Origin of the sequence: Rhizobium sp. Root708 (assembly GCF_001429725.1) — a bacterium.
Classification (GTDB): Bacteria; Pseudomonadota; Alphaproteobacteria; order Rhizobiales; family Rhizobiaceae; genus Rhizobium.
On the sequence record NZ_LMHV01000010.1, the window covers coordinates 23,302 to 42,585 of the forward strand.

The 19,284-nt window shown below is 61.4% G+C and carries 18 protein-coding genes; 14 read left to right on the top strand and 4 right to left on the bottom strand.

The features are described 5' to 3' along the window. Positions 1 to 51: 51 nt before the first annotated feature. Entirely contained in the window at positions 52 to 588 is a 537-nt protein-coding gene (locus ASE04_RS09655) for an RBBP9/YdeN family alpha/beta hydrolase (protein WP_056815755.1), read from the top strand. Here ASE04_RS09655 and ASE04_RS09660 read toward each other — a convergent pair. Beyond that, complete coding sequence (locus tag ASE04_RS09660; RefSeq protein WP_056815757.1) at positions 585 to 1,205, bottom strand: MOSC domain-containing protein; 621 nt, start codon at positions 1,203 to 1,205, stop codon at positions 585 to 587. The genes ASE04_RS09655 and ASE04_RS09660 overlap by 4 nt on opposite strands. 57 nt (positions 1,206 to 1,262) lie before the next feature. Here ASE04_RS09660 and recR point away from each other — a divergent pair, with 57 nt between their 5' ends. Both recR and ASE04_RS09670 read left to right on the top strand, forming a co-directional pair. Beyond that, positions 1,263 to 1,868, top strand: a complete 606-nt coding sequence (gene recR / locus ASE04_RS09665; RefSeq protein WP_056815760.1) for a recombination mediator RecR — start codon at positions 1,263 to 1,265, stop codon at positions 1,866 to 1,868. 8 nt (positions 1,869 to 1,876) lie between these two features. Continuing rightward, on the top strand, positions 1,877 to 3,130 hold the full coding sequence (locus ASE04_RS09670; protein ID WP_056815763.1) for a lytic murein transglycosylase: 1,254 nt from the start codon (positions 1,877 to 1,879) through the stop codon (positions 3,128 to 3,130). Between the two features lie 2 nt (positions 3,131 to 3,132). On the opposite strand, the gene ASE04_RS09675 is transcribed toward ASE04_RS09670, so the two are convergent. Continuing rightward, positions 3,133 to 3,588 carry a GNAT family N-acetyltransferase gene (locus ASE04_RS09675; protein ID WP_056815766.1) on the bottom strand — a complete coding sequence of 152 codons (456 nt, stop codon included), beginning with the start codon at positions 3,586 to 3,588 and terminating at the stop codon, positions 3,133 to 3,135. A gap of 8 nt (positions 3,589 to 3,596) precedes the next feature. Next, the gene (locus ASE04_RS09680; RefSeq protein WP_056815770.1) at positions 3,597 to 5,228 is read right to left on the bottom strand and encodes an MFS transporter; all 1,632 of its coding nucleotides are present in this window, start codon (positions 5,226 to 5,228) and stop codon (positions 3,597 to 3,599) included. 223 nt (positions 5,229 to 5,451) lie between these two features. Here ASE04_RS09680 and rimP point away from each other — a divergent pair, with 223 nt between their 5' ends. The 11 genes from rimP (at position 5,452) to ASE04_RS09735 (ending at position 18,446) form a co-directional block, all read left to right on the top strand. Further along, entirely contained in the window at positions 5,452 to 6,057 is a 606-nt protein-coding gene (rimP, locus tag ASE04_RS09685) for a ribosome maturation factor RimP (RefSeq protein ID WP_056815772.1), read from the top strand. 60 nt (positions 6,058 to 6,117) lie between these two features. Further along, a complete protein-coding gene (gene nusA / locus ASE04_RS09690; RefSeq protein ID WP_056815775.1) occupies positions 6,118 to 7,722 on the top strand; it encodes a transcription termination factor NusA in 1,605 nt (534 codons plus the stop codon). Then, a complete protein-coding gene (locus ASE04_RS09695; RefSeq protein WP_056815779.1) occupies positions 7,722 to 8,411 on the top strand; it encodes an RNA-binding protein in 690 nt (229 codons plus the stop codon). Before nusA ends, ASE04_RS09695 begins: the two co-directional genes overlap by 1 nt. A 102-nt stretch (positions 8,412 to 8,513) precedes the next feature. Next, positions 8,514 to 11,261: a translation initiation factor IF-2 gene (infB, locus tag ASE04_RS09700; RefSeq protein ID WP_056815782.1), complete on the top strand. Its 2,748-nt coding sequence runs from the start codon at positions 8,514 to 8,516 to the stop codon at positions 11,259 to 11,261. 75 nt (positions 11,262 to 11,336) lie between these two features. Further along, the gene (rbfA, locus tag ASE04_RS09705) at positions 11,337 to 11,747 is read left to right on the top strand and encodes a 30S ribosome-binding factor RbfA (protein WP_056815785.1); all 411 of its coding nucleotides are present in this window, start codon (positions 11,337 to 11,339) and stop codon (positions 11,745 to 11,747) included. Positions 11,748 to 11,759: 12 nt separating this feature from the next. Beyond that, the gene (gene truB, locus ASE04_RS09710; protein WP_056815787.1) at positions 11,760 to 12,692 is read left to right on the top strand and encodes a tRNA pseudouridine(55) synthase TruB; all 933 of its coding nucleotides are present in this window, start codon (positions 11,760 to 11,762) and stop codon (positions 12,690 to 12,692) included. Between the two features lie 130 nt (positions 12,693 to 12,822). Continuing rightward, positions 12,823 to 13,674: an alpha/beta fold hydrolase gene (locus tag ASE04_RS09715; protein WP_056815790.1), complete on the top strand. Its 852-nt coding sequence runs from the start codon at positions 12,823 to 12,825 to the stop codon at positions 13,672 to 13,674. 157 nt (positions 13,675 to 13,831) lie between these two features. After that, positions 13,832 to 14,101, top strand: a complete 270-nt coding sequence (gene rpsO, locus ASE04_RS09720; RefSeq protein ID WP_025659731.1) for a 30S ribosomal protein S15 — start codon at positions 13,832 to 13,834, stop codon at positions 14,099 to 14,101. 316 nt (positions 14,102 to 14,417) lie between these two features. After that, positions 14,418 to 16,559 (top strand): polyribonucleotide nucleotidyltransferase, encoded by a 2,142-nt coding sequence (gene pnp, locus ASE04_RS09725; RefSeq protein WP_056815793.1) that lies wholly within the window; start codon positions 14,418 to 14,420, stop codon positions 16,557 to 16,559. 75 nt (positions 16,560 to 16,634) lie between these two features. After that, positions 16,635 to 17,651 (top strand): class I SAM-dependent methyltransferase, encoded by a 1,017-nt coding sequence (locus ASE04_RS09730; RefSeq protein ID WP_056815796.1) that lies wholly within the window; start codon positions 16,635 to 16,637, stop codon positions 17,649 to 17,651. A 24-nt stretch (positions 17,652 to 17,675) separates the two neighbouring features. After that, entirely contained in the window at positions 17,676 to 18,446 is a 771-nt protein-coding gene (locus ASE04_RS09735) for a sulfite exporter TauE/SafE family protein (RefSeq protein ID WP_056815800.1), read from the top strand. Positions 18,447 to 18,473: 27 nt separating this feature from the next. Here ASE04_RS09735 and fabI read toward each other — a convergent pair whose 3' ends face one another. Beyond that, complete coding sequence (gene fabI / locus ASE04_RS09740) at positions 18,474 to 19,280, bottom strand: enoyl-ACP reductase FabI (RefSeq protein WP_056815803.1); 807 nt, start codon at positions 19,278 to 19,280, stop codon at positions 18,474 to 18,476. Between the last annotated feature and the right edge of the window lie 4 nt (positions 19,281 to 19,284).

Here is a 19,284-nt window from a genome sequence, read left to right on the forward strand (position 1 = left end):
GCAGCGCATTCGCGTGCCAGTCTGGCGATTGGCAGCGAGAAGGAAAGTCGGATGAGAGACATAGTTATGGTGCCGGGAATCGGTGGCTCGGACGGTATGCACTGGCAATCGCGATGGCAGGCGGCGGATCGAAGGATACGGCGCTTTGAGCCGTCGAGCTGGGAGCGGCCGGAATTGGACGATTGGGTCGCGGCGCTGGAGAGTGAGGTCGAGCGATCGGATACCCCACCGCTGCTTGTTGCGCACAGCTTGGGTTGCCTTCTCGTGACCCATTGGGCGGCCGGAACAACTCGTCGCGTGGCGGGTGCCGTGTTTGTTGCACCACCGGATCCCGCGGAAACCGTCTTCCCCGCTGAGGCGTCCGGTTTTGCATTCCCGCAACGGCGCGCTTTGTCCTTTCCGTCGCTCGTCATCGCGAGCACCAATGATGTCTATGGTTCAATCGCGCATGCTCGTGCTTTGGCGGCCGGTTGGGGTAGTGTGTTTACCGAGGTAGGCGCGCGCGGCCATCTGAACGGCAAGAGCGGACTTGGCGATTGGGCCGAAGGCAGGGAGATGGTCGCCGCGTTCGAGGCGACACTCGCCTAGCCGGCTTGGGCGTTCAGTATATCGCGAAGCTTGTAATGAACAGGAGCTGAGAGATAGCGGTCACGATCCTGCGGCCCGAGCACCTTGCCGAAGGTGGCGATCATTTCCGGCATGGTCACCTTTTCACCGCTGTAGGGGAGATGCTCGACGGCCATCCCGGCGGCAATCGCCCCACCTTTGATCACACGGCAGTAGATGCCCGGCCGGGCGGCTTTGGTGTAGCGCTTGACGAAGCCAGGGTCGCCCATTCGCGCGGCGAAGGTCGCGCATGGAATACGCGCACTGGTGACCTCTAGAACAAGATCGTCGACTATGAATTGATCTCCGACGCAAACGATGCGGTTTTCGAGGCCGTCGATTACCAGGTTCTCCCCGAATGTGCCCGGCTGGACCCGTTGTGCCAGTTCCGCCGACCACCAGTCGAGCGTCAGCGACCCCTCGAGATAGACCGCCTGGTCGACGCCGCCATGGTGCTTGCGGTTACAGATAGCATCGCCGACCAGCCCTTCGGCATCAACCGGCACGCTGCCGTTGATGGGATGCTTGTAGATGCCCGTCTTGTAACTCTTGCCGGGCAGTCGCTCGGCACTGCCGATGCAGACGGCGAGGATTTTCATTCGATCGGCTCTCCCAACCTGTTTCCGTTTCTCCAGCATATGGGCTAATAACCGCTCATGGCAAAGCGAGTCACCGGCCCCGAAATCGAAAAACTGATCCAGCTTCTGGCAAAGGTGCCCGGCCTTGGCCCGCGCTCAGCGCGCCGCGCCGCGCTGCATCTCATCAAGAGGAAGGACCAGTTGCTTGGCCCCTTGTCGAATGCGATGGGCGAGGCCTACGACAAGGTGAAGATCTGCTCACGCTGCGGCAACGTCGATACGGTCGATCCCTGCACCGTCTGCACGGACGACCGACGCGACCAGTCCGTCATCATCGTCGTCGAAGATGTGTCCGATCTGTGGGCGCTGGAACGTGCCGCTGCGCTGAACGCGGCCTACCATGTTCTCGGCGGCACCCTGTCGCCACTGGATGGGGTCGGGCCCGATGACCTCAACATTCGCGGCCTGATCGAGCGCGTCACTGCGGGCGGCATCCGCGAGCTCATCATCGCCGTCAATGCGACGGTCGAGGGACAAACGACAGCACACTATATAACAGACCAGCTGACCGGGCTGGACGTCAAGATCACTCGACTTGCCCACGGCGTCCCGGTCGGCGGCGAGCTCGACTATCTCGATGAGGGAACGCTCCAGGCGGCGCTCAGGGCACGCACGGCAATCTAGGGGGAAACATGAGCAAGCGCATTTTCGGCCGCCTTTTGACCGCGACGGCAGCGCTCTTGGCGCTGTCGTGCACGCCGGCACTTTCCGCGTCGAAGGCCGATGTCGAAGCGCGGTTCGAGAAATGGGTGCAGAACGATCTCTGGCCGGAAGCACGGAAGAACGGCATTTCGGAACGGGCGTTTCGTGCGTCGTTCGCCGGTGTCGAACTTAATTGGAGCCTGACGGATCTCGCGCCTCCCGGCTTTCCGCCGCCGAGGGAGCAGAAGCAGACGCAGGCCGAATTCTCCTCTCCGGCACCCTATTTCAATGATGACCGCTTGAAGCGGCTGGCTGCCACCGGCCGCGGCTTTGCCTCGCAATATGCCTCCGCCTTGAAGAGGATCGAGAAGACTTACGGGGTTCCGGGATCGATCGTCCTGGCTGTCTGGGGTCGCGAAACCGGGTTCGGTGCCGCCAAGATCCCGAACTCGGCAATTGAGGTGCTGGCCACCAAGGCTTTCATGTCGACGCGCAAGGAGATGTTCCGCACGGAACTTCTCGCGGCCCTGCACATCATCGATCGCGGCGACGCAACGCCGGCCGAGTTCAAGGGGTCATCCGCCGGGGCGCTCGGCCAGCCGCAATTCATGCCGACCAGCTATCTGAAATATGCGGTCGATTTCGACGGCGACGGCCATCCTAATATCTGGACGTCGGTGCCCGACACCCTTGCCTCGATTGCCAATTTCCTGGTGCAGAAGGGTTGGCAGCGCGGCCGAGGATGGGGCTACGAGGTGACGATTCCGGCGCAGGTGTCCTGCGCGCAGGAGGGGCCGGATCTCGCCAAGCCTGTATCGCATTGGGCATCGCTCGGCATTGTCAGAATATCGGGCAAGGCTTTCCCTTCCGATGAAGGCAAGGCATCCGGGATGATGCTCGTCCCGGCCGGTCGCGATGGGCCGGAATTCGTCGTTACGCCGAATTTCTACGTGATCAAGGAGTACAATAACTCCGATCTCTATGCGCTTTACATTGGCAACCTCGCCGATCGGATCGCCTATGGCTCCGGGGCCTTCCAGGGGCCGTGGGGCGATGTCGGCAAGATGCTCAGATCCGACGTCGCGACGATGCAGAAGGCGCTTGAAAAGAAGGGCTACGATGTCGGCGGTTCCGACGGGTTGCCAGGCTACAAGACGCGCAGGTCCATCGGCCAGTGGCAGGAAAAGAATGGAATGAAGCCGACCTGCTACCCCGAGGCGTCGATGATCGGCAAGCTGAAGTAGGTCTAGAGGCTGCGCTTCAGACCTTCGTGGCTCGCGACAAACCCCAGCCTCTCGTAAAAGCGGATCGAGTCCGCCCTCGATTTGTCGGAGGTCAGTTGCACCAGACCGCAGCCGCGCTCGATGCAGCGCGCCACCGCCCATTCGATGAAGTCAGAACCGAGACCGGATCCGCGCTCGTCCTTGGCGATGCGCACGCTTTCGATCTGCCCGCGCCACATGCCGGTCCGCGAAAGGCCGGGAATGAACGTCAGCTGCAGACAACCGACGACACGATCACCCTGATCCACGGCAACGGCCAGCAACTGGTTGGCATCGGCCGCGATCGCCGCGAATGCGTCGATATATCTGGCATCGGGTGGATTCGTGACGACTTCCCGCACAGCTCCAAGAGCGTCGTCGGCAAGCAGGTCGATGATATCAGCCAGATCGGAAGAGCGGGCAGGGCGGAAGGAATGCATGGCTTGTCTCAATGGTGGAGGTCGATCGGCGCCTTGTAGAAGACGTCGTCATTCGGCGGGATCGCCTGGCGCTCGATCAGTCGGTGCACCTGCGGCAGGTCTTCGCCACGGTGCAGCTCGCGCAGCCGCTCGATGTTCTCGGCATCGGCCTGCGTGCGGCGTTGATTGTGCCTGATATATTCGACCCAGGTCGGCGTGTGGTAGGTCTCCGTCCACCGTCCCGGCTTCCCGAGGTCGCGCATCAACGCCCAGTTGCGGGCGCCATCGCGAATGCGGATACGCCGCCGCTCGCCCATCAGCGACAGAAACTCCGGCACGTCGGCATCCGCGATTTCGTAGTCGATCTGGACGACGATGGGGCCACTGCGCGGTGTGATATCAAGGCCGAGCGCCGGCTCGGTGAAGCGGTTTAGAGGATCGAGGTTGAGCGAGGCGAAGGCCGGCATCGAAAAGCGCAGGCCGATCACGATGCCGAACAGCATGACAAGGGCGGAGATCAGCAGGGCGTTGGAAACGCCGTATTGGTCGGCGGCAACGCCCCAGATCCAGCTCCCGCCGGCAATGCCGCCGAAGGTCACCGTCTGATAGAGCGACAGGGCGCGACCGACGACCCAGCGCGGCGTCGAGAGTTGCACGATCGTATTGAACAGCGATAAGGCCAGGACCCAGCAGGCGCCCGATATCACCAGTCCGGCGCAGGTCAGCGCGGCAATCGGGCTGAAAGCGGCGATCGTGGCGCTCAGCGCGAAGCCGGTGAAGGACATGCGCACGATCGTCTCGCTCGAGAAGCGTTCGCGCAGCCGATCGTTCAGCATCGCACCGCCGATCGCCCCGATCCCGAAGGAGCCGAGCATCAGGCCGTAGGTGAGTGGACCGCCGACAACGAGGTCGATTGCCACGATCGGCAGCAGCGCCAGGATGGAGCTGGCGCTGATCCCGAAGATGAGGCCACGCAGCAGCACCTTCTGAAGGTTGGGCGACATCGACACGTAGCGGAGGCCCGCAAACACCGCGCTGCCGAGCGTCTCCCGCGGCAGGGTGGAGACCGGCAGGTTCGGTTTCCAGCGCACCAACGCGTAGATCAGCGCGAAGTAGCTGAGCGCATTGACGGCAAAGGCCGCCGCCGCGCCCGCTGCCGCAACAATCACGCCACCGATCGCCGGGCCGACGCTGCGGGTGATGTTGAAGCCGACGCTGTTCAGCGTGACGGCCGCGGGCAGGTCCGCGCGCGGCACCATATCGCCGACGGAAGCCTGCCATGAGGGATTGTTCAGTGCGGTGCCGCAGCCGATCAGAAAGGTGAAGAAAAGCAGCAGCCACGGCGAAAGCCAGCCGAAATAGGCCGAAACACTAAGCAGCGCGGAGACGCCGAGCATGAAGTATTGTGCCGCCAACATCACCCGGCGCCGGTCGAAACTGTCGGCGAGTGCCCCTGAAACCAGCGAGAAAAGCATGATTGGCAGCGCTGTCGATGTCTGCACGAGCGCGACCATATTCTCCGACGAGGTGATGGTCGTCATCATCCAGGCCGCACCGACGGCCTGAATAAGCCCCCCGAAGTTCGAGGCGATGCTTGCGAACCAGATCGTCCGGTACGTCTCGTGCCGCAACGGCGCCAGTGTCGACGATGTGTAAGGCACGATCCCTCCCTCAGCGGTCCCTCGAAGCCAATATATTCCGAAAGCTGTCTCTGGCTAGCGCCGGGGTGGATCCCGAGCTTGCCGACGGAGCTTGCATTTTGGGAAAAACGGGACTATATGGCTCTCAAATCTTGATCGTTTGATGAGGAGTGGGCCGCAAGGACCCGCTCTTTTTTATTACCGCGATCACCCACCATGCATGAAATTGCTAGGAGCGCATCGCTTGTCGGATCCGACGAACGCCAACAATGAACTTGAGCCACGGCTGATCATCGAGACCGGTCTCGATCAGCGTCTTGCCGACATTATCGAGCCCGTGCTTGTTGACATCGGCTACCGTCTGGTCCGTGTGCGCATGCTCAACCAGAACGGCGCCACTATGCAGATCATGGCCGAGCGCAACGATGGAACCATGGACGTCGAGGGCTGCGAAGAGGTTTCGGTGGCCGTTTCTCCAGTTCTCGATGTGGAAGATCCGATCGATAAAGAGTATCATCTGGAAGTGTCCTCGCCGGGTATTGACCGGCCGATGGTGCGCAAGTCCGATTTCGTGCGCTGGACTGGACATTTGCTGAAGTGCGAAACGTCGATCATGGTCGGCAATCGCAAGCGCTTCCGTGGCAAGATCGTCGCCACCGACGAAAACGGTTTCACGCTTGAGCGTGATCAGGTTTCCGAGGGTGAGGAACAGAATATCGTCATTCCGTTCACGGCGCTTGCCGATGCGAAGCTCATTTTGACCGACGATCTGATCCGTGATGCCCTGCGCGCCGATAAGCTGGCGAAGGCAGAGGCCGCGAACCAGAACGACGCTGAAGACCAAGAATAACCGATCAACTTGTGGCGCCAGGGACGGGAACCCGGGACGCCTAGACGGAGAGAAAAGACAATGGCAGTCAGTGCGAACCGGCTCGAACTTCTGCAGATCGCAGATGCAGTGGCGCGCGAAAAGGTCATCGACCGCGAGATCGTGCTTGCCGCAATGGCAGACGCGATCCAGAAGGCAGCGCGCTCCCGCTACGGTACCGAGTCCAACATCCGCGCCGACATCAACCCGAAGACCGGCGAAATCCGTCTTCAGCGTCTGCTCGAAGTTGTCGAAAAGGCCGAAGACTATTCGACCCAGATTCCGCTTGAGCTGGCCCGCGACCGCAACCCGGACGCAGCCCTTGGCGATTTCATCGCCGATCCGCTGCCGCCGATGGATTTCGGCCGTATCGCCGCTCAGTCCGCCAAGCAGGTCATCGTCCAGAAGGTTCGCGAAGCCGAGCGTGATCGCCAGTTCGACGAGTTCAAGGATCGCGTCGGCGAAATCGTCAACGGCACCGTCAAGCGCGTCGAATACGGTAACGTCATCGTCGACCTCGGCCGTGGCGAAGGCATCATCCGCCGCGACGAAATGATCCCGCGCGAAAACGTCCGCTATGGCGATCGCGTCCGTGCATACGTATATGATGTTCGTCGTGAACAGCGCGGCCCGCAGATTTTCCTGTCGCGCACGCATCCGCAGTTCATGGTCAAGCTCTTCACCATGGAAGTGCCGGAAATCTATGACGGCATCATCCAGGTGAAGTCGGTCGCCCGCGATCCGGGTTCGCGCGCCAAGATCGCCGTGATCTCGAACGACAGTTCGATCGATCCGGTCGGCGCCTGCGTCGGTATGCGTGGTTCGCGCGTTCAGGCCGTTGTCGGCGAGCTCCAGGGCGAAAAGATCGACATCATTCCGTGGTCGCAGGATCCGGCGACCTTCGTCGTCAACGCCCTGCAGCCGGCTGAAGTCGCCAAGGTCGTTCTCGATGAAGATGCCGAGCGCATCGAAGTCGTGGTTCCGGACGAGCAGCTGTCGCTGGCCATCGGCCGCCGCGGTCAGAACGTTCGCCTGGCATCGCAGCTGACCGGCTGGGACATCGACATCATGACGGAAGCCGAAGAGTCGGAGCGCCGTCAGAAGGAATTCAACGAGCGCACCAACCTGTTCATGGACTCGCTCGACGTTGACGAAATGGTCGGCCAGGTTCTGGCCTCGGAAGGCTTCGCAGCCGTTGAAGAACTGGCTTACGTCGATCTCGACGAAATCGCCTCGATCGATGGTTTCGACGAAGACACGGCGCAGGAAATTCAGACCCGCGCCCGCGAGTTTCTCGAAAAGCTCGAAGCCGAGATGGACGAGAAGCGCAAGTCGCTTGGCGTTGCCGACGAGCTGCGCACCATCGACGGCATGACTGCCCAGATGATGGTCGCGCTCGGCGAGGACAGCATCAAGACGATCGAGGACTTTGCAGGCTGCGCAGCTGACGATCTCGTTGGCTGGAGCGAACGCAAGAACGGTGAGACGAAGAAGTTCGAAGGTCTGTTTTCCAAGTTCGACGTATCGCGCGTCGAGGCTGAGCAGATGATCGTTCAGGCTCGCCTTGCTGCCGGTTGGATCACCGAAGAGGACCTCGCAAAGGACACGGAAGCTGAAGAAGCTTCCGAGGTCGAGCAAGAAGTGTGATGTCCGCGCATGAGCCGGCCGTTTCGCCTGAAGACGATGATCTTGCAGGATATGACGCGAACGGTCGCATGTGCATCGTGACGCGCGAAAGCGGATCGCCGGATGAGCTGATCCGCTTCGTCGCTGCTCCCGATGGGACTGTGGTGGCCGACTTGAAGCGACAGCTTCCGGGGCGCGGCTGCTGGGTCAAGATCGACCGCTTGTTGGTCGAGAAGGCTGTGGCGAAGAAGCTCTTCGCCCGTGCCCTGAAGGCGGACGTCAAGGTGTCCGCCGATCTTGGCGAGGTTGTTGAGAAGCTGCTTTCGCAGCAGCTGATGCAGATGATGAACATGGCCCGCAAGGCAGGCCAGTTCGTTACCGGCTCCGCGAAAGTGGATGCCGCGGTTAGAAGTGGAGCCGCAATTGCGGTCTTCCACGCCACGAATGCCGCCGAAGATGGCGTGAGAAAAATAGACCAGGCTCGCAAGGCCTGGCATCTCGGAATGGAAACCGAGAACGAAATACCTTCCTTACGTCTCTTCTCGGAGGACGAAATGGAAGGGGTGATGGGCCAGAACACTTTTATCCATGCTGCAGTGCTTGCAGGGCAGGCGGGTGAGGGTGTAGTGAAGCGCGCAAAGATGCTCGAACAGTACCGTAATGGCGGTCAGTCCCGGGCACCGGGCGGCGCTGGCCGGCAAAAACAATGATACGGTCACCGGCATCGTCCGGCTGCTACATCATTGATCGACAGTATTTGAACGACAGGGCTTGATGACGTCATCGCTCCCTGTCCGAAGGAACGGGAACGAATGACCGATAGCAATGACGACAAGACACTGAACGGACCGGGCAAGAAGACTCTGAGCCTGAAGCCGTCGGGAATGAGCCAGGGCACCGTGCGCCAGGATATGGGCCGCGGCCGCACCAAGGCGGTCGTTGTCGAGACCCGCAAGCGGCGTCCGATGCGTCCGGAAGACGAGCGCCCGATCACCCCCGTAAGCTCCGCCCCCGCCCCGGTACGCACCGAAGCCGCTCCGAGCGCGCACCAGCCGCGCGCCCCGCAGGCGCCGCAGCCGCGTATCCAGCCGGCCGGCGGTCAGCAGTCGCGTCCGCAGCAGCCATCCTCTCAGCCTCCGCGTCAGCAGGATCGCCCCCGTCCGGTGGTTCTGAACCATCTGTCGCCTGAGGAAATGGATGCACGCCGCCGCGCGCTTGCCATGGCGCAGGTTCGCGATGCCGAAGATGCGGTTCGCCGCGCCGAAGAAGAAAAGCGTCGTGCCGCTGAAGAAGTCGTGCGCCAGGCTGCCGAGGCTGAAGAAGCCAAGCGCCGCTCTGTCGAAGAAGCTGCCGCCCGTGTGGCGGAGGCTGCTGCCGCTGCTGCGGCTCCGGCTGAAGTTGCAGCGCCTGCCGCCGCGCCTCGCGCCGAAGCTCCACGCGTTCAGCCCTCGGCTCCCGCCGCACGGCGTCCCGATGGCGCCCCGTCGCCGGCTCAGGCGCGTCCTGCGCCGGGTGCTGCTGCACCTGGACCTGCCGGTCGTGGTCGCCGTGAGAATGATGAAGATGATCGTGGCGCACCGCGCTCCGGTGCTCCGGCGCGTGGCCGCGTCGTGCGTCCGGAACCGGCAAAGCCTGTTACCGCGCGTCCGAAGGGCGACGATGGTCGCCGCCAGGGAAAGCTGACGATCACCGCTGCAAGCACGGATGACGACGGCAACGCACGTGGCCGTTCGATGGCCGCTATGCGCCGTCGCCAGGAAAAGTTCCGCCGCAGCCAGATGCAGGAAACCCGCGAGAAGGTTATCCGCGAAGTCATCCTGCCGGAGACCATCACCATTCAGGAACTGTCGCAGCGTATGTCTGAACGCGCCGTCGACGTTATCAAGTACCTGATGAAGGAAGGCCAGATGATGAAGCCGGGCGACGTCATCGACGCCGACCTCGCCGAAATCATCGCCGGCGAATTCGGCCACACCGTCAAGCGCGTTTCGGAATCCGACGTTGAAGAAGGCATCTTCGACAAGGCCGACGATGCCGGCGAAATGGTTTCGCGTCCGCCAGTCGTCACGATCATGGGTCACGTCGACCACGGCAAGACCTCGCTGCTCGACGCCATCCGTCAGGCAAACGTCGTCTCTGGTGAAGCCGGTGGCATCACCCAGCACATCGGTGCCTATCAGGTCGAACAGAACGGTCAGAAGATCACCTTCATCGACACCCCCGGCCACGCCGCCTTCACGGCCATGCGTGCCCGTGGTGCACAGGCGACTGACATCGCGATCCTCGTGGTCGCGGCCGACGACAGCGTGATGCCGCAGACGATCGAATCCATCAGCCACGCCAAGGCGGCCGGTGTTCCGATCATCGTGGCGATCAACAAGATCGACAAGCATGAAGCCAAGCCGGACAAGGTCCGCCAGCAGCTTCTGCAGCACGAAGTCTTCGTTGAATCGCTCGGCGGCGAAGTTCTCGACGTCGAAGTTTCGGCGAAGAACAAGACGAACCTCGACAAGTTGCTCGAAGCCGTCCTGCTGCAGGCCGAAATCCTCGACCTCAAGGCCGACCCGACGCGTACCGCGGAAGGTATCGTGATCGAAGCCCAGCTCGACCGTGGTCGTGGTGCGGTTGCGACCGTTCTCGTCCAGAAGGGCACGCTGAAGCCTGGCCAGATCATCGTTGCCGGCGATCAGTGGGGCCGCGTTCGCGCGCTCGTCACCGACAAGGGCGACCATGTCAAGGAAGCCGGTCCGGCGACCCCGGTCGAGGTGCTTGGCCTGTCCGGCACGCCTGCTGCCGGCGACAAGTTCGCCGTCGTCGAAAACGAGAGCCGTGCTCGCGAGATTTCCGAATATCGCCAGCGTCTGGCCCGCGACAAGGCGGTTGCCCGCCAGACCGGCCAGCGCGGTTCGCTCGAACAGATGATGAGCAAGCTGCAGAACACCGGCTACAAGGAATTCCCGCTGCTCATCAAGGGCGACGTGCAGGGTTCCATCGAAGCGATCATCGGTGCTCTCGACAAGCTCGGCACCGACGAAGTGCGGGCCCGTATCGTCCATTCGGGCGCCGGCGCCATCACCGAGTCGGATCTGGCGCTTGCCGAATCCTCAGACGCCGCGATCATCGGCTTCAACGTCCGTGCAAACGCACAGGCACGTCTCGCCGCTGAACGTGCCGGCACCGAAATCCGCTACTACAACATCATCTACGATCTGGTGGATGACGTGAAGGCAGCGATGTCGGGCCTGCTCTCGCCGGAGCGCCGCGAAACCTTCCTCGGCAATGCCGAAATCCTCGAGGTGTTCAACATCACGAAGACCGGCAAGGTCGCGGGTTGCCGCGTCGTCGAAGGCAAGGTCGAGCGTGGTGCGGGCGTTCGCCTGCTGCGCGACAACGTCGTCATCCACGAAGGCAAGCTCAAGACGCTCAAGCGCTTCAAGGACGAAGTATCGGAAGTCCCGGTCGGTCAGGAATGCGGTATGGCCTTCGAAAACTACGAAGACATCCGTGCCGGCGATACGATCGAATGCTTCCGCGTCGAGCATATCACCCGTACGCTCTGATCGTGCGAGACTAGAATTTTGGACGGGCGCCGGATCACATGAGGCCGGCGCCCGAACCTTTTGAGGCAAAGAACAATGGCAACAAGACCAACAACCTCCGCACCTTCGCAGCGCATGCTGCGCGTCGGCGAGCAGGTTCGCGCCGCCATCACGCAGGTTCTGCAGCGCGGCGAAGTGCGCGACGACGTGATCGAGAAGACCGTGATTTCGATCTCCGAAGTCCGCATGTCGACCGATCTGAAGGTCGCGACGGCCTTCGTCACGCCGCTCGGCGTCGCTGACCACGATGCGGTGATCGCGGCGCTGAACCGTCACGCCAAATACATCCGCGGCCGTCTTGGCCCGCAACTCCGGCAGATGAAGTACATGCCGGAAGTCCGTTTCCGCGACGATACGAGCTTCGACAACTACAAGAAGATCGACGAGTTGCTGCGCTCGCCCGAGGTCCAGCGCGATCTCGACCACGGCGATACCGAAGAAAAATAGTAGAAGAGACTGATGTCCAAACCACGTAAACCGAAGGGCCGCCCGATTTCGGGATGGCTGATCCTTGATAAGCCGGTCGATTTCGGCTCCACCGAAGCTGTTTCGAAGATCAAGTGGCTGTTCAAGGCGCAGAAGTGCGGTCATGCGGGCACGCTTGATCCTTTGGCTTCGGGCATGCTGCCGATCGCGCTTGGCGATGCGACTAAGACCGTTCCCTACGTGATGGATGGCCGCAAGATCTACGAATTCACCGTGACGTGGGGTGAAGAGCGAGCGACCGACGATCTCGAAGGCGATGTGACGCAGAGCTCCGACACGCGTCCAAGCGAACAGCAGATCCGTGATCTCCTGCCGAAGTACACCGGCGTCATCAGCCAGGTTCCGCCGCAGTTCTCCGCGATCAAGATCGCTGGCGAGCGCGCCTACGATCTGGCGCGCGAAGGTGAAGCGGTCGAGATTCCGTCCCGCGAGGTCGAGATTTTCCGTCTGACGCTCTTGTCCTGCCAGGACGCCGATACGGCGCACTTCGAAGTCGAGTGCGGCAAGGGCACCTATGTACGGGCGCTCGCACGCGATTTCGGCCGCGAACTCGGCTGCTATGGCCATATTTCCGGCCTGCGTCGCAGCTTTGTCGCTCCGTTTGCCGAAGAGACCATGATACCGCTTGCCGATCTCATCGCGCTCGAGGCGGTCGAAGATGCGGACGAACGGCTCGCAGCTCTGGATGCCATGCTGATCGAGACCAGCGAAGCGCTCTCTTCGCTGCCGCATCTTGTGGTCAACGACGACCAGGCCCACCGCCTGAAGATGGGCAACCCGATCCTCGTGCGCGGCCGCGATGCGCCCGTCGAGGAAAGCGAAGCCTACGCGACGGCCCGCGGCAAGCTGGTCGCCATCGGCGAGATCGGCCAGGGTGAATTCCGCCCGAAGCGCGTCTTCGGCTGATCTTCGATAAACCCCTGGTTTCGGCTCGATCGAGGGCCGCGCAAACCATAGATGGCAGTTGTCAGCCCTTGCCATTGAGATATGTTTCCCTGATCCGGGCCTTGGAGCTCTTTGGATCAGGGAGATAGTCATGCGCAGACTTGCAGCCGGCATCCTCATGTTCTTCTCGGCGGTCTTGATGAACGCAAGCGCCTCCTCGGGAGAGCGCTGGGCGACGTTACCAGCCTTCCCGCCGATGCCGGCCCCTAAGACGAGCGGCATGGCGCCCGTCAACGACATCAAGATGTACTACGCCGAGTATGGTGAGGGTGAGCCGATCCTGTTCATCCACGGCGGGCTCGGCAGCGCCGACGTATGGGGCTACCAGGTGACCGAGTTCGCTAGAGATCATCGGGTGATCGTCGCCGACAGCCGGGGACATGGCCGCTCTACGCGCAGCCAGCAGCCGTTCGGCTATGATCTTATGACCTCTGACTACGTCGCTTTGCTGGACTATCTGAAGCTCGACAAGGTGACGCTGGTCGGTTGGTCCGATGGTGGCATCATCGGCATCGACATGGCCATGAAGAACCCCGAGAAGCTGGCTCGCGTGATCGCGCAGGCGGCGAACGTGACGACCGACGGCGTCAAAGCCGACGTCATGAACAACAAGACCTTCAGCGACTATATCAACGCCGCTGGCGAAACCTACAAGAAGCTGTCGCCGACGCCGAGCGAGTATGATGCCTTCGTCACCCAAATTTCCGGCATGTGGGCAAGCCAGCCCGCCTGGACGGCCGACGACCTTGGCAAGATCAAGGTGCCCGTCACTGTGGCGATCGGCGATCACGACGAGGCCGTCAAGCTCGACCATACCGAGATGATGGCCAAGCAGATTCCGGGTGCCAAGCTGGTGATCCTCAAGGATGCGAGCCATTTCGCCATGCTGCAGGACCCAGACGGGTACAATGCCATGATCCGCGATGCCATGGCTGGAAACTGACGAATCGGCCATGTGCGGCCATGCCTCTTTCCATCGCAACGCATTTGGTTTATACGCAGCGCCAGCATCAGGCATGGCTTGAATGCATTCGCGGCCAAAGCTGGACGACATCCCGGCTTTTGGCGACCTATTCTCCTCTCATGGAAAGGAACATCCGATGTCGATTACTGCTGAGCGTAAGACGGCTCTCATCAAGGAATACGCAACGTTCGAAGGCGACACCGGTTCTCCGGAAGTTCAGGTCGCAATCCTGACCGAGCGTATCAACAACCTGACCGGCCACTTCAAGGACCACAAGAAGGATAACCATTCCCGCCGTGGTCTGCTGACGATGGTTTCCAGCCGCCGCTCGCTTCTTGATTACCTCAAGAAGAAGAACGAAGGCCGTTACACCAAGCTGATCACCAGCCTGGGTATTCGCCGCTAATGATTTTTCGGCGGGCGCTCCCCTTGGGACGCCCGCCGGATTTTTTCCGGGGAGATTTCCCCACCCGCCACGCGTGGCGGATTACCCGGCGGACCCGGATGGGCCGGTTCTGCTAAACCAACCGTTGACCTGTCATGGGGCAGGATTGCCGGATGCTTTCGGCCAGAGCCTCACAGGCTTTGGCCCGGTCTCCCTGAGAGACTGGTAATGCAAAGCCTCCCGTTGTCTTGCCCATGATGCGTCACACCGATTGCGGTTGACCGTGCGTCGTGCCCTGGAGGCGAGGCGCATGCTCCCGCATTGAAGGACAAGACATATGTTCGATACCCATAGTGTGGAAATCGAGTGGGCAGGCCGCCCGCTGAAGCTCGAAACCGGTAAGATCGCCCGTCAGGCTGACGGTGCCGTTCTCGCGACCTACGGCGAGACCGTGGTTCTCGCCACCGTCGTTTCGGCCAAGTCGCCGAAGCCAGGCCAGGACTTCTTTCCGCTGACCGTTAACTACCAGGAAAAGACCTACGCAGCCGGCAAGATCCCCGGCGGCTACTTCAAGCGCGAAGGTCGTCCGTCCGAAAAGGAAACGCTGGTTTCGCGTCTGATCGACCGTCCGATCCGCCCGCTGTTCCCGGAAGGCTACAAGAACGACACCCAGGTTGTCGTCACCGTCGTCCAGCACGACCTCGAGAACGACCCCGACGTACTGTCGATGGTTGCCGCTTCCGCAGCGCTCACCCTCTCCGGCGTTCCTTTCATGGGCCCGGTCGGCGGCGCACGTGTCGGCTACATCAACGGCGAATACGTTCTCAACCCGCATCTCGACGAGATGGAAGAATCGGTTCTGGACCTGGTTGTCGCCGGTACCCACGACGCCGTTCTGATGGTTGAATCCGAAGCCAAGGAACTCAACGAAGAAGTCATGCTCGGTGCTGTGATGTTCGGTCATCGCGGCTTCCAGCCGGTTCTCGACGCGATCATCAAGCTCGCTGAAGTTGCCGCCAAGGAGCCTCGCGATTTCCAGCCGGAAGATCATTCCGAGCTCGAAGCCGAAATGCTGAAGCTGTTCGAAGCTGAACTGCGCACCGCCTACAAGAACACCCAGAAGGCTGAGCGCTACGCTGCCGTCGACGCCGTTAAGGCTAAGGTCAAGGCACACTTCTTCCCTGAAGGCGTTGAGCCGAAGTACACCGCCGAAGTCATCGGCGCGACCTTCAAGCACCTGCAGGCGAAGATCGTTCGCTGGAACATCCTCGACACCAAGAGCCGCATCGACGGCCGTGACCTGTCGACCGTTCGTGCGATCGTCTCAGAAGTCGGCATCCTGCCGCGCACCCACGGTTCGGCACTCTTCACCCGCGGCGAAACGCAGGCGATCGTTGTTGCCACGCTCGGCACCGGCGAAGACGAACAGTATGTCGACAGCCTGACGGGCATGTACAAGGAGCGCTTCCTGCTCCATTACAACTTCCCTCCCTACTCGGTTGGCGAAACGGGCCGTATGGGCTCCCCGGGCCGTCGCGAAATCGGCCACGGCAAGCTCGCATGGCGCGCTATCCGCCCGATGCTGCCATCCGCTGAACAGTTCCCCTACACGCTGCGTATCGTCTCCGAGATCACCGAGTCGAACGGCTCGTCCTCGATGGCGACCGTCTGCGGCACCTCGCTCGCTCTGATGGACGCTGGCGTTCCTTTGGCTAAGCCGGTTGCCGGTATTGCCATGGGCCTGATCCTCGAAGGTGACCGTTTCGCGGTTCTCTCCGACATCCTCGGCGACGAAGACCACCTTGGCGACATGGACTTCAAGGTTGCAGGTACTGCCGACGGCATCACCTCGCTGCAGATGGACATCAAGATCGCCGGCATCACCGAAGAGATCATGAAGGTCGCTCTCGGCCAGGCACAGGGCGGTCGTACGCACATCCTTGGCGAAATGTCGAAGGCGATCTCCGAAGGCCGCTCGCAGCTCGGCGAATTCGCTCCGCGCATCGAAGTCATGAACATCCCGGTCGACAAGATCCGTGAAGTCATCGGCTCCGGCGGCAAGGTCATCCGCGAAATCGTCGAAAAGACCGGCGCCAAGATCAACATCGAAGACGACGGCACCGTGAAGATCGCTTCTTCGTCGGGCAAGGAAATCGAAGCGGCCCGCAAGTGGATCCACTCGATCGTTGCCGAGCCGGAAATCGGCCAGATCTACGAAGGCACGGTCGTCAAGACCGCCGACTTCGGCGCTTTCGTCAACTTCTTCGGCGCCCGCGACGGCCTCGTCCACATCTCGCAGCTCGCTTCCGAGCGCGTTGCCAAGACCCAGGACGTCGTCAAGGAAGGCCAGAAGGTTTGGGTCAAGCTCCTCGGCTTCGACGAGCGCGGTAAGGTCCGCCTGTCGATGAAGGTTGTCGACCAGACAACCGGCCAGGAAATCCCTGCCGACAAGAAGAAGGAAGAAGCTGCGGCCGAGTAAGCTGCGCCTTCCCGAGACTTCATGGGCGCGGGGTAGTTTCCGCGCCCTTTTTGTATTCAAGAACGAGATAGAACCATGAGCAGCGAGACGCTGAAAACACTGTTCCACCCCTTTGTAAGCGGCACCGTCGAGGCGCCCGGCGAGGGCGAGCGCGTGCTTTTCCTCGGCGCTCAGGCAGGCTTCGCCCTGCCGGAGGGCTTTACCGCCTCGCTGAACGCCGTACAGGGCTTCCGATCGCTGTACCGGCAACTGCTCTCCCAGCGCATCGAAACCACGCCTGAGATCGAAGGCGAGGACTATGATGCGGCACTCATCCTCTGCAGCAAGCACAAGGGCGAGAACGAGGCCAACATCGCCGCCGCGCTTCAGCGCGTGAAGATGGGTGGCCTGATCGTCATCGCTGGCGGCAAGGAGGATGGCATCCAGTCTCTGCGCAAGCGCATGGAAGGCTTTGGTCTCGAGATCGAGTACATGCCGAAGTATCACGGTGTCGCGCTATGGTTTGGCCGCCCGGCCGATATCAGCGAGATCGTCGGGAAGTTTGCCAAGCCGCCCGTGCGCGTCGACGGCCGCTTCCTGGCCTCAGCCGGCATGTTCTCGCATGATCGCATCGATGACGGTTCGGAGCTGCTTGCCTCGCGCCTGCCTGCCGATTTCACCGGCGACGTCGCGGATTTCGGCGCCGGATGGGGGTATCTCTCCATCGCGCTGGCGCAGCGGTCTCCCGGGGTCAGCCGCCTTGATCTCTATGAAGCCAACTACGCCGCTCTGGAAGCAGCGAAGGCCAATCTGGAGGAGAACTGCCCCGACGTGCCTGCGCGCTTCTTCTGGCATGATCTGGCAGGCGAACCGGTCAGGGACAAGTACGATATCGTGATCATGAATCCGCCCTTCCACGAAGGCCATGCGGCAGAACCCTCGCTCGGCCAGGCGATGATCAAGACGGCCGCGTCGGCGCTGCGTGGCGGCGGTCGCCTGCTGCTGGTCGCCAATCGCGGCTTGCCTTACGAGCCGGTGCTGGCCGCGAACTTCAAGGAGAGCGGCGAGACCTGCCGCAATGCCCGTTTCAAGGTCCTCTGGGCGAAGAAGTAGGCTCCGGGGCCGTTGTCAGAATCTATGGCAGTGATCGTGCTGGGAGCCGTTGTTGCAGGTTTTGTTCAAGGGCTCTCGGGCTTCGCTTTCGGTCTCGTAGCCATGTCCTTTTGGGCATGGACTATTGAGCCCCAATTGGCAGCAGTGCTGGTGGTCTTTGGTGCGCTTACCGGTCAAATCACCGGTATGATATCAGTTCGGCGCTGCTTCAACCTGAAGGTCTTCTTGCCGTTTCTTCTGGGCGGTATCGCAGGCATACCCATAGGAGTCGCGGCTCTACCGTCGCTCGACACGCATCTTTTCAAGACCATCCTTGGTTTGCTGCTGATTATGTGGTGCCCGGTTATGCTGTTTGCGCGTCAGATTCCGCCGGTCCGTATCGGAGTCAAAATCGCCGATGGCGCCGTTGGCGTGATCGGCGGCATCATGGCCGGGATCGGCGGGTTCTCAGGCCCTATACCAACGCTTTGGTGCACTCTGCGGCAAATGGAGAAGGACGAGCAGCGGGCCATTATCCAGAACTTCAATCTGGCGGCCCTTGCTTTCACCATGGCCACTTATGTGGGCATGGGAATGGTGACAGCAAAAATGCTGCCGATGTTTGCCATCGTGGCAGCGGCGTTGTTGCTTCCAACAATCCTTGGAGCTCGGTTTTATCTGCGGATTAGCGAGGCGACCTTTAGAAAGATCGTTCTCGGACTACTGACAGTGTCTGGAGCAGGAATGATCGCTTCGGAGGTGCCGAGTTTTTTCAGCGGTCACGACGCTGCCCACATTGTCGACTCTCAGAGGTAAAAAAGCGGCCAATGGCCGCCTTTTGTCTTACTCCATGTCTGCCTTGCGTAACGCATCAAGCGCCGGCATCGAGGTGATGTTGAACCCGGCATCGACGAAGTGGATTTCCCCGGTGACGCCTGCCGCCATGTCGGAGAGCAGGTAGAGGGCCGAATTGCCGACGTGATCGATGGTCACCGTCTTGCGCAGTGGCGAGTTCTGCTGGTTCCACGACAGGATGGCGCGGGCATCCGAGATACCGGCGCCGGCGAGCGTGCGGATCGGGCCAGCGGAGATCGCGTTGACGCGAATGCCGCGCGGGCCGTAATCGGCGGCCAGATAGCGCACGGAGGCCTCGAGAGCCGCCTTGGCGACGCCCATGACATTGTAGTTGGGGATGACGCGCGTCGAGCCGTTATAGGTCAGCGTCAGCATAGAGCCGCCTTCGGTCATCAGCGGCGCCAGGCGCTTGGCGATCTCGGTGAACGAGAAGCACGAGATCACCATCGTGCGGCTGAAGTTTTCGCGCGTGGTGTCGGCGTAAAGGCCCTTGAGCTCGTTCTTGTCGGAGAAGCCGATGGCGTGCACGACGAAGTCGAGCGTGCCCCAGCGTTCCTTAATCGCCTCGACTGTTGCGTCGACGGAAGCAATGTCCTCGACGTCGCACGGCAGAACGAATTCCGACCCGACTTCAGCTGCGAGCGGCTTGACGCGCTTGCCGAGCGCGTCGCCCTGATAGGTGAAGGCAAGTTCCGCACCCTGTGCTGCCAGCGCCTTCGAAATTCCCCAGGCGATGGAATGGTTGTTCGCAACGCCCATGATAAGCCCGCGCTTACCCTGCATGATTCCCGTCATATTG